The organism is Sphingopyxis sp. (assembly GCF_025869345.1).
Taxonomy (GTDB): Bacteria; Pseudomonadota; Alphaproteobacteria; order Sphingomonadales; family Sphingomonadaceae; genus Sphingopyxis.
The window spans coordinates 24,421-32,141 of record NZ_JAOZVW010000122.1 but is presented as its reverse complement, the minus strand read 5'-3'; the positions used below and the strand labels follow the sequence as shown (position 1 = coordinate 32,141).

The 7,721-nt window shown below is 66.1% G+C and carries 8 protein-coding genes; 6 read left to right on the top strand and 2 right to left on the bottom strand.

What is annotated here, in order from left to right; translation table 11 throughout:
• Positions 1–85: 85 nt before the first annotated feature.
• Positions 86–622 (bottom strand): hypothetical protein, encoded by a 537-nt coding sequence (locus OJI97_RS12890; RefSeq protein WP_297664060.1) that lies wholly within the window; start codon positions 620–622, stop codon positions 86–88.
• Positions 623–762: 140 nt separating this feature from the next.
• On the opposite strand from OJI97_RS12890, the gene OJI97_RS12885 reads away from it, so the two are divergent.
• The 6 genes from OJI97_RS12885 (at position 763) to OJI97_RS12860 (ending at position 6,500) form a co-directional block, all read left to right on the top strand.
• Positions 763–2,430, top strand: coding sequence for a long-chain fatty acid--CoA ligase (locus OJI97_RS12885; RefSeq protein ID WP_297664058.1), 1,668 nt, complete (start codon positions 763–765; stop codon positions 2,428–2,430).
• Between the two features lie 120 nt (positions 2,431–2,550).
• On the top strand, positions 2,551–2,985 hold the full coding sequence (locus OJI97_RS12880; RefSeq protein WP_297664056.1) for a MerC domain-containing protein: 435 nt from the start codon (positions 2,551–2,553) through the stop codon (positions 2,983–2,985).
• A gap of 52 nt (positions 2,986–3,037) precedes the next feature.
• Positions 3,038–3,502 carry a Fur family transcriptional regulator gene (locus OJI97_RS12875; protein WP_257547785.1) on the top strand — a complete coding sequence of 155 codons (465 nt, stop codon included), beginning with the start codon at positions 3,038–3,040 and terminating at the stop codon, positions 3,500–3,502.
• A 1-nt stretch (position 3,503) separates the two neighbouring features.
• Positions 3,504–4,313 carry a hypothetical protein gene (locus OJI97_RS12870; protein WP_297664053.1) on the top strand — a complete coding sequence of 270 codons (810 nt, stop codon included), beginning with the start codon at positions 3,504–3,506 and terminating at the stop codon, positions 4,311–4,313.
• A 74-nt stretch (positions 4,314–4,387) separates the two neighbouring features.
• Positions 4,388–5,911 carry a fumarate hydratase gene (locus OJI97_RS12865; protein ID WP_297664051.1) on the top strand — a complete coding sequence of 508 codons (1,524 nt, stop codon included), beginning with the start codon at positions 4,388–4,390 and terminating at the stop codon, positions 5,909–5,911.
• Positions 5,912–6,011: 100 nt separating this feature from the next.
• Positions 6,012–6,500, top strand: coding sequence for a hypothetical protein (locus OJI97_RS12860; RefSeq protein WP_297664050.1), 489 nt, complete (start codon positions 6,012–6,014; stop codon positions 6,498–6,500).
• A gap of 6 nt (positions 6,501–6,506) precedes the next feature.
• On the opposite strand, the gene OJI97_RS12855 is transcribed toward OJI97_RS12860, so the two are convergent.
• The gene (locus OJI97_RS12855) at positions 6,507–7,670 is read right to left on the bottom strand and encodes a YdiY family protein (protein ID WP_297664048.1); all 1,164 of its coding nucleotides are present in this window, start codon (positions 7,668–7,670) and stop codon (positions 6,507–6,509) included.
• Positions 7,671–7,721: the final 51 nt, after the last annotated feature.

Here is a 7,721-nt window from a genome sequence, read left to right as displayed (position 1 = left end):
GACATATTCCTACGCCTTGCCTCCTCGCCCTGAGCAAAATCGCTTCAAACCTCGATCGCGCATTTAATGGGTCCTGACCCTGGGATCAGCGGTCGCGTTTCAGGCGGATCGCGCGGCCGCCCTCGATCGTCGCGAAATAGCTGCCCATCGTCGCGGTCTTGATGTGGATCTTCTGGCCCGGTTTGGGCTGGCGCGGCAAGGCGGTGGTATCGATCTGCGTCCACACCGCGTCATCCTCCATCACCAGCGTATATTTGCCCGAACGGTCGACGCTGACCGACCGGATCACCGTGTCGATTTCCTTGATCTCATCATCGTCGCCGCCGAAAATCCCGCCGAGCTTGGGAAAGGAAAAGCCGAACAGGCCGCGGCGCGTCTTCTTCGCGGTTTCCTTGTCGGTGAAGACGATTTCGCGCGCCTGATCGGCCTGCGACAATTCGCCGACCTCGCGGTCGAAGCAGGCCAGACGCGCCGTCGGGTCGGCGATGTCCCGGCAGGCGTAAAGCTCCTGAATCTGCGCGGGACGCGCGGGCGGCTCCTTGTCCTTTGCGGTTGCCGGAGCGGCAATGAGCATCGAGACGAGGACGAGCGGTGCGGCGAAGCGCGAAATCTGCTGCGGCATGGAACAACCCCTGGCGAGAAAGACGATCCTGCCTAGCCGCCGCGCCGCCGCGCCGCAAGCGTGGGTCCCCCGATTGCGATATGCGGCGGCGTTGCTTAAAGTGATGTCAGTAACGAGCGCGAAAAGGACGAATCCCGGCAATGAACAGCCCCCATGACTGGTCGCACGATTATCGCCATCCGACCCCATGGGACCAGCCGTTCGCTCCGCTCTCGCTTCCCGACATGCTCGCAGCGAGCGCCGCGCGCAAAGGCGACGCGCCGATGCTCGATTTCATGGGGCGCCGCTTTTCCTATGCCGAGGTCGCGGACGGCGTCGCGCGCGTCGCGCGCGGATTACAGCAGCGCGGGATCGGCAAGGGAAGCCGCGTCGGGCTCTTCCTGCCCAATGTGCCGCATTATGTTGCGGCCTATTATGGCGCGCTCGCCGCCGGGGCGACGGTGGTCAATTTCTCGCCGCTCTACACCGTCGCCGAGCTGGAGGCGCAGGTCGAGGATTCGGGCACCGACACGCTGATGACGCTCAGCGCAGCGGCGCTGCTGCCGACCGCGCTCGCGGTGCTCGACGGATCGAGCCTCAAGCATCTGGTCGTCGGCTCGATCGCGGGCGGACTGCCGCCCGCGAAGTCGGTTCTCTACCGATTGTTCAAGACAAAAGAGGTTGCGGCGCTGCCCGCCGATCCTCGTATCATCCGCTTTTCGGCGCTCCTTGCCAACGACGGACGCCCCGATCCGGCCCCGATCGATGCGGAGCGGGACGTCGCGCTGATCCAATATACGGGCGGCACCACCGGCACGCCGAAAGGCGCGAAGCTGACCCATCAGAATCTCACCGCCAACGCGCGGCAGGTCAACGCGATCGACCCCGACCACGATGCCGGCGACCGCATCCTGGGGGTGCTGCCCTTCTTCCACGTCTTTGCGAACACCTGCGTGCTCAATCGCACGGTCCTCAACGGCGGGATGATCACGATGCTGCCGCGCTTCGACGCCAAGGCGGCGCTCGCGGCGATCACGCGGACCAAGGCCACCGCGCTGCCGGGCGTGCCGACCATGTATCAGGCGCTGCTCGACCATCCCGACCTCGCGAAGACCGATTTCTCTTCGCTGCGCGTCTGCATCTCGGGCGGCGCGCCGATGCCCGCCGAACTGCGCGAAAAATTCATCGCCGCGACCGGCGCGTCGCTCGTCGAGGGCTATGGCCTTACCGAAAGCTCCGGGGTCGTCGCGACCAACCCCTATGACGGCCCGGTCAAGCCGGGCACGATCGGCCAGCCCATCCCCGCAACGCGCATCCGCCTGCTGGGCCGCGACGATCCCACCAGCGACGCCGCGCCGGGCGAAGCGGGCGAACTCGCGGTCAAGGGGCCGCAGATCATGCAGGGCTATTGGAACCGGCCCGAGGCCGATGAGGACAGCTTCACGGAGGACGGCTGGCTGCGCACCGGCGACGTCGCGGCGATCGACGCCGACGGCTATATCCGCATCGTCGACCGACTGAAGGACATGATCGCGGTCGGCGGCTTCAAAGTCTATCCGAGCGTGATCGAGGCGCATCTCCACGAGCATCCCGCGGTCAAGGAAGCGATCGTACTCGGCGTCCCCGACGCCTATCGCGGCGAGACGCCCAAAGCGTTCGTGACGCTGGAGGAGGGCTATGAGGTATCAGGCGAAGCGCTCGCGGCCTGGATCAACGCCCGGCTCGGCAAGCATGAGCGGGTGAGCGCGGTCGAGGTGCGGGCGAGTCTGCCCAAGACGATGATCGGCAAGCTCGACCGGAAGGCGCTCAGGGCAGAGGCGACCCAATGACACCTCCCATCCGTCACCCCCGCGATGACGAAGGGAGGATGTGAAGGTTGCAATGAGACATTGTAACCTCTGTCATGTTATGCCATATCAAGCCCCGCAGTTGGACCAACGGAGAATCGGGTGACCCAAGTCGCCAGTCACAGCCATGCATGGCCGCGCCTCGGCGCGCTGATGCGGGCTGCGCGCGATTCGCGGCCGCTGACCTCGCTGTCGGGCGATCAGCTCGCGATGGGACTGTCGGGGCTCTGTCTCGTCCATTGTCTCGCGACGACGATTTTCTTCGCCTCGATCGCCTCGGTCGGCGGAGTGTTCCTCGAAAATCATCTCTTCCACGAGGTCGGCCTGGCCATCGCGATCGGTTTCGCGCTGGTGACGCTGGTTTCGGGGGTGCTCAGCCACGGCTATATGATGCCCTTCGGCGTCGGCTGCTTCGGGCTCGGCATGATGGCGGGCGCGCTGGCGCGGCCGCACGACGGCAGCGAAGTGCTGGCGACGATGATCGGCGTCGCGATCGTCGCGCTCGGCCACGATCTCAACCGCCGCGCGCGCCACTGATACGCATTGCCCGCAACTTGCGGGCCGCGCCCAAAGCGCCTACATTATCGCCATGGGCAAGCATGATCATGCGCATATAGAGGCCAGCGGCGCCTCGCTCGCCAGCGCGGCGCAGACCGCGCTCGAGGGCGCGGGCGAAGCCTGGACCGACATGCGCGCGCAGATCTTCGACGCCGTCGCCGAAATCGGCAAGCCCGCGAGCGCCTATGAGATCGCCGATATCGTGTCGCAAAAGCGCGGCAAACGCGTCGCGCCGAACAGCGTCTATCGCATCCTCGACCTGTTCGTCGCGAACAACCTCGTCCGCCGGGTCGAGAGCGCCAACGCCTTCGTCGCCAACAGCCATCCGGGCTGCCTCCACGACTGCATCTTCCTGATCTGCGACAGCTGCGGCAGCGCGGTGCATATCGACAACGACAAGATTTCCGACGGCGTCCGCGCCGCCGCCGACGCGACGGGCTTTGCCGCCGAGCGCCCGGTGATCGAAGTGCGCGGCAAATGCGCCGAGTGCCAATAGATTGAGCGCGGCGGCGCTGCCGGCGGCACGCTGGTGGCACGCGGCGCTGTTCCTCGGTTTCGGCGTCATTCTGGTCGGCTTGTGGCTCGGCCAGACCTTCCCACAGGATAGTTTCGCTGCCGAGCCGGGCTATGGCGCGCCCGTCCTCGCCTTCGAATTCGCGGGCAGTCAGGACGATCTGATCGCCGTATTCGGTCCCGATAACGACGCGCGGCAGGTCGGTCGCCTCGCGATGATGCGGACGGGCAACGAGCGCGACTATCTCTATATGCTGCTCTACGCGGGCTTTCTCGGCTGCGGGTTGATCGCGCTGGCGCGTGAGACCGGGCTGAAGATAATCTCGTTCGCCGCAGCGCTACCCGTCCTTGCGATGCTCTGCGATGCGAGGGAGAATTGGCTTCTCTTCGACATCCAGGCGGCTTTCACCGCCGGCGACTATTCGCCCGCAATGGCGAGCCTGCCCTATCCGGTCGCCGCGAAATTCATCCTGCTCGCGCTCACCAATGTCGCGATCGGGCTGGCGCTGGCACGGCTCGGCGGGCGCTGGTGGACGCTCGCGGGGACGCTCGTGATCGTTGCCTGCGCGCCCGCGCTGATGGCGATCGCCCTTCCTTCGCACTATGGCTGGACGCTGCTCGCGGCGACCGGCGGCGGCTGGATCGCGCTGCTCGGCACCGCGGCGATCGCAAGCTGGCGCGCCTTCGTGCAAAAGCGGCCGTTGGTCGAAGCCGAACCGCCCGAGATGCTTCAGCAACCCGTTCCGGCCCGGCCCGCGCCAAGGCGCCCGACCTTCGGCCGGCGCCGGTCCTGACCCCTCTTCCCGTCGCGGCGATGCGGGTCTAGGGAGACCGGCGAATCCTGCCACAAGGGGGAAAGGCTGCACCCATGAACACCGTCATCATCCGCGAGGACGACCTCGTCGAAACGATCGCCGATGCGCTCCAGTACATCAGCTATTTCCACCCGATGGACTATATACGCGCGCTCGGCGCCGCCTATGAGCGCGAGGTGTCGCCCGCCGCGAAGGATGCGATGGCGCAGATTCTCTCGAACAGCCGGATGTGCGCCGAGGGACACCGGCCGATCTGTCAGGACACCGGCATCGTCACCGTCTTCATCAAATGGGGCATGGACTGCCGCCTCGACAGCGCCCGCAGCCTGCAACAGGTCGTCGATGAGGGCGTGCGCAAAGCCTATCTCCACCCCGACAACAAACTGCGCGCCTCGATCCTCGCCGACCCGGCGTTCAGCCGCGTCAATACCAAGGACAACACGCCCTCGGTCCTCAATGTCGAGATGGTGCCCGGCGACAAGGTGCATATCGACGTCGCCGCGAAGGGCGGCGGCAGCGAGAACAAGTCGAAGTTCAAGATGCTCAATCCCAGCGACTCGATCGTCGACTGGGTGCTCGACATGGTGCCGCAGATGGGCGCCGGCTGGTGCCCGCCGGGGATGCTCGGCATCGGGATCGGCGGCACCGCGGAAAAGGCGATGCTGCTCGCCAAGCAGTCGCTGATGGACCCGATCGACATGACCGAACTGCTCGCGCGCGGGCCATCGTCGCCGATCGAGGAATTGCGCGTCGAGCTGTATGAAAAGGTCAACGCGCTCGGCATCGGCGCGCAGGGACTCGGCGGCCTCGCCACCGTGCTCGACATCAAGATCAAGGACTGGCCGACCCATGCGGCGTCGAAGCCGGTCGCGATGATCCCGAACTGCGCCGCGACGCGCCACGCGCATGTCACGCTCGACGGCAGCGGACCGGCCTTCCTCGAACCGCCGGTGCTCGCCGATTATCCGCAGATCGACTGGGCGCCCGACAAGGCGGCGATCCGCGTCGACCTCGACACGCTGACGCCCGAGGTGGTCGCAAGCTGGAAGCAGGGCGACCGCATCCTCCTCAATGGCAAGATGCTCACCGGCCGCGACGCCGCGCACAAGCGCATCGCCGACATGCTGGCGAAGGGCGAGGAACTGCCGGTCGAGTTCAAGGGCCGCGTCATCTATTATGTCGGCCCGGTCGATCCGGTCGGCGAGGAGATCGTCGGCCCCGCGGGGCCGACCACGGCAACGCGCATGGACAAGTTCATGGACATGATGCTCGATCAGGGCCTGCTCGCCTGCGTCGGCAAGGCCGAGCGCGGCCCCGCCGCGACCAACGCGATCGCCAGGCACAAGAGCGCCTATCTGATGGCGGTCGGCGGCGCCGCCTATCTGGTCGCGCGCGCCATCAAGGGAAGCAGGGTCGTCGGCTTCGCCGACCTCGGCATGGAGGCGATCTACGAATTCGAGGTCAAGGACTTCCCCGTCACCGTCGCGGTCGACAGCGAAGGCCAGAACGTCCACGTCAACGCGCCGCTGGTGTGGCAGAAAAGGATCAAGGACGAAGGGTTGCTGGAGAAGGCATAACCTCTCTGATCTTCGTCACCCCGGATCAAGTCCGGGGTGACGAGGAAGCTATGCGGGCCTGCAAAAGCGAGTTAGGCACCGGGCTACAAGGGAGAGCGCCATGGCAAAGAGCGAAGCGATCGATCTTCACTCCCCTCTCTCGCCCGAGGCGATCGCGCACAAGCTGAAGGCGATCATGGCCGACCCGATGGACGGCGCGAAGGCGCGGGTGTTCGGGAGCGGCGATCAATATGTGATGCGGCTGCGCTATGCGCGCCGCAATGTGCAGAATGCGATGGCGCCCGAACTCGAAGCCGCGATGGAGCCCTATGCGGGCGGGACGCGCATCACCGGCACGCTCGGGCGATCGACTGCGGGGCGGCTGTTTCCTTACATCTGGTTCGGTTTCCTCTCGATCTTCGTGATCGTCGGCGCGGCGATCGTCTGGTTCGTTCCCGGCACATTGCTGTTCGGCGCGATCTTTACCGGCATTCCGATGTTGATGATGGTGATGGGCGCCGCCGCGATGCGCGTGGGCGGCGACGGATCGAAGGATCGCGAGGAAATCCTGGCCTTTCTGCGCCGCGAACTCGATGCCCGGCCGCTATGACAGACTCTAGAAACCGTAAACCAGCGTGAAGCGCGTCAGCGTGTCGACCGTCTCGATCCCCGGCGGAGGGCGGGTGTCGATGTCCGCCGAATAGGAGAAACGCGCCGACAGCGCGCCGGTCAGCTTTGCATTGAGCGCGGTCAGCGAACTGGTGACGGTATTGTGCTGGCCGACGATCGTCGAGGCGGTCTGCGTCAGGCGCAGCGTCGGCGACAGGTTCCAGCCGAAATCGAGCCCCGCGAGCCCGGTCAGTTCGCTTTCGCTCTGTCCGCGGCCGGGCAGATAGTCGGTTTCGCGCCACGCCGGCCCCGCCTTCAGGTTCAGCGTCATCGCCTTGTTCGCGATCACCTTGTAGCCCATGCCCGCCGATGCGTTCCAGCGGTTGCCGAAACCCAGAATCCGGTCGCGCTCCCAGCGGCCGAGACCGTAAACGAAGGCGCGCTCGCCGACGCGGACCTGCGGCTCATATTCGACCAGATAGCGCTCCATCGAGGTGCTGCCATTGGTGCGCTGATAATCGGCCTGGGCGCGAAAGCGCTGGTCCCAGTCGATCCCCTTGCGATTGAGCGCCAGCCCCAGGCTAAGCCCCGTCGAGCTGGTGTTGCCGCTGCTCTGCGACGCCCCGATCTGCCCCTCGCCTTTCCAGTTCTGCCAGAATTTCGCGGCGGCGAGCTTGGCGCGCGCCGCGTCGGCCACCGCTTTCTTCTCCGCGGTCCGCCTGGCGCGATAATCGACGAGCATCGCGTCGATGTCGGCGATCCGTTCGGGGTTCGTCTTCTTCGCGAGCGCGCCCACCGCCTCGACATCGCCGTCCTTCCTGGTCGCCATCGCGGCCGCCAGCATCTGCCGGATCGGGTCGGGCTCCGGCTTGCTTTCGTGCTGCGCCTGCCAGGCGGCAAGAATTGCCTCGATTTCGCTCACGGACCTGGGATTGGTCGCCTTTGCCAGCGACACGACGATTTCGATATCCTTGCGCTCCCCGCTCGCGAGTGCGGCGTCGATCATCGCGCGCACCGGATCGGGCAAGGGCCGCGGCAGTTCCTCCAGCAAGCCCGCGGTCAGCGGGACGACCAGCGACGGCAGCGCCGGATCGGGCACGGAGGCATGGACCGGCGGGATCGCGGCGGTCATCAGGAGAGAGGCGGCCGCGAGGCGCGCGGATTGTCTCATCGAACGGGTCCTTCTCTGGGGGGCCTTCTCTGGAGGGCGGGGAGCCGGTTT

Excerpts from the sequence above, each read along its gene's own strand:
- OJI97_RS12890 (WP_297664060.1), bottom strand. The coding sequence starts at position 622 with ATGCCGCAGCAGATTTCGCGCTTCGCCGCACCGCTCGTCCTCGTCTCG.
- OJI97_RS12885 (WP_297664058.1), top strand. The coding sequence starts at position 763 with ATGAACAGCCCCCATGACTGGTCGCACGATTATCGCCATCCGACCCCA.
- OJI97_RS12875 (WP_257547785.1), top strand. The coding sequence starts at position 3,038 with ATGGGCAAGCATGATCATGCGCATATAGAGGCCAGCGGCGCCTCGCTC.
- OJI97_RS12865 (WP_297664051.1), top strand. The coding sequence starts at position 4,388 with ATGAACACCGTCATCATCCGCGAGGACGACCTCGTCGAAACGATCGCC.
- OJI97_RS12860 (WP_297664050.1), top strand. The coding sequence starts at position 6,012 with ATGGCAAAGAGCGAAGCGATCGATCTTCACTCCCCTCTCTCGCCCGAG.
- OJI97_RS12855 (WP_297664048.1), bottom strand. The coding sequence starts at position 7,670 with ATGAGACAATCCGCGCGCCTCGCGGCCGCCTCTCTCCTGATGACCGCC.